Source organism: Streptomyces sp. SID5785 (genome assembly GCF_009870065.1).
Lineage (GTDB): Bacteria > Actinomycetota > Actinomycetes > Streptomycetales > Streptomycetaceae > Streptomyces.
In genome coordinates this window covers 1-2,040 of sequence record NZ_WWIA01000882.1, presented here as the reverse complement: position 1 = coordinate 2,040, position 2,040 = coordinate 1, and the positions used below count along the sequence as shown (strand labels likewise).

The 2,040-nt window shown below is 78.5% G+C and carries 4 protein-coding genes; all 4 read left to right on the top strand.

Annotated elements, in window-relative coordinates; translation table 11 throughout:
* Positions 1-275, top strand: a 275-nt coding sequence (locus GTW43_RS28600) for an Asp23/Gls24 family envelope stress response protein (protein ID WP_161304857.1), incomplete at its 5' end; no start/stop codon positions are given.
* Positions 276-310: 35 nt separating this feature from the next.
* Positions 311-502 carry a hypothetical protein gene (locus GTW43_RS37700; protein ID WP_202501481.1) on the top strand — a complete coding sequence of 64 codons (192 nt, stop codon included), beginning with the start codon at positions 311-313 and terminating at the stop codon, positions 500-502.
* Positions 499-1,482, top strand: a complete 984-nt coding sequence (locus GTW43_RS28595; protein WP_161304856.1) for a DUF6286 domain-containing protein — start codon at positions 499-501, stop codon at positions 1,480-1,482. The genes GTW43_RS37700 and GTW43_RS28595 overlap by 4 nt, the downstream gene beginning before the upstream one ends.
* The coding region (locus tag GTW43_RS28590; protein ID WP_161304855.1) for a hypothetical protein at positions 1,482-2,040 on the top strand (559 nt) is incomplete at its 3' end. The genes GTW43_RS28595 and GTW43_RS28590, both read left to right, overlap by 1 nt.

The following is a 2,040-nucleotide window of genomic DNA, read 5'->3' as shown; positions in this document are numbered from 1 at the left end:
TCGGCGCCGTGCGCGACCGGGTGCCGGGCGGCCGCCCGAACGTCGGACGCGGCGTCAAGGTCGAGGTCGGCGAGCGGCAGACGGCGATCGACCTGGACCTCGTCGTGGAGTACGGGGTGCCGATCGCGGACCTGGCCCGCGAGGTGCGCGAGAACGTCGTCTCCGCCGTGGAGCGGGTGACGGGCCTGGAGGTCGTCGAGGTCAACGTCACGATCAACGACGTGCACCTGCCCGAGGACGACCAGGCGCCGGACAGCGACACGCGCGTCGAGTGAGTGGCCTACCGGTCCGGAGTCGAGAGGGGACAGCAGTGACAGGGGACAGGGCGTTCCTCGGGGCGGTCGCGGGCATGGCGCTGGCGTTCGCCGCGTACTTCGGCGGCTTCGGGGCGTTCCTGCTCGTGGCCGCGCTCGGCGGCCTGGGCTGGGCGGTGGGCCGCTGGTTCGAGCAGGGCGGCAGACTGAGCGACCTGCGGGACGCCTACGAACGGGGCCGGCGATGAGTACGGCGGCCGCGCGCGGCACGACCGTCGTGTCGGACCGGGCGGTGCGCCGCATCGTGGAGCGGGCGGCGGCCGAGGCGGCGGGCGGCGGCCCGGGCGCCCTCGCGAAGGGTGCCGCCCGGGTGAACGGGCGGCACGCGGCCGTCGCGGTCGAGGTGGACCTGCCCGCGCGCGTGCCGCTCGCGGACACGGTCCGCCGGCTGCGGGCCCATGTCGTGGACCGCACGGGCCACTTGACGGGTCTGGACGTGACGCGCGCGCGGATCGACGTCACCGCGCTGTCCCGGACGCCCGGCGGTGACCCGGAGCCCGTCCCCGGGGAAGCCGGTGCGGCCGGGGCCGGGCGCACCCCGCGCCGCTGGTGGTCGCCGCGCCGGGTGCCCGCGGTGTGCCTCACGGTGCCGGCGGCCGTGGTGTGCGGCGCCCTCGCGGTGGATGTCGCCCTGGTCCGTCTCGCGCACGGCACGGCGGCCCCGTGGCGGGCGGACGCCGTGCGATGGCTGTCGACGCACGGGCCAGGTGACCCGGCGGTGGCGGTGGCCGGCGGTGCGCTCGGCGTGCTGGGGCTGCTGATGGTGCTCGTGGCCGTCACGCCGGGCCGGCGCGCTCTGCTCACGGTGTCCTCCCCCGGGCCGCGCGTGCGGGTCGCCGTGACCCGGGCCGCGCTGGCCCGGCTGGTGCGGGACGCCGTCGGCGAGGTCGCGGGGATCGACGCCGTGCGCGTACGGGCGGGCAGGCGCCGGGTCGCCGTCCGCGCCCGGCTCGCCTTCGGCGACCGGGACACCGCGCGACGGCTGGTCGGGGAGGCGGCCCGGCGGGCCGTCGACGACTGCGGTCCGGCCCGCCCGCTCCGGCTGCGCGTCCGGGTCCGCCCGGCTCCGGTGTGGGAGCCGGCCGCACCGCGGACCGACGCCCCGGGACCGGCGGCCCCGCGCCCGGTCACCGGTTCCACCGACGAGGACCAGGGAGGCACCCTCTGATGCCCGGCAGCCGTACGTTCGTCAACCGGCTCGCGCTGGCCCTCGCCGGCGGTGCCTTCCTCGTGGCCGGTGTCTGGCTCGCACTGACCCGTTCCGCGTGGGCGCCGCCGCTGCCCGGCTGGTGGCCGGTGCCGTCCGCCCGGGCGGTGCTCGTCGATCCGGAAGCGCTCGCCACGGCGCGCGACCACGGCTGGTGGGCGCCGGCCGTGGGCGTCGGATGCGCGGTCCTCGCGCTCGCGTTCGCCTTCTGGTCGGCGCGGCTCCTGCGCGGCGGCGCACGGCGGCGCCTCGCACTGCCGGTGCCCGAGAGCGCCGTGCACACGCGGGCCGTGGAGGACGCGGTCACGGGGCGGGCGGCGGAGGTCGACGGCGTCGCGCACTGCCGGGCCCGGGTGCGGGTCCGTCCCGGCCGGCTCGACGCGGACCTGCGCGTACGGCTGCGGCCCGGCACCGCTCCGGGCACGGTCCTGCCCCGACTCACCGAGCTGGCCCGTGACACGGGCACGGCCCTGACCCCCTACCGTTTCCACATGCACATCCGTTTCACCGCCCGCCCGC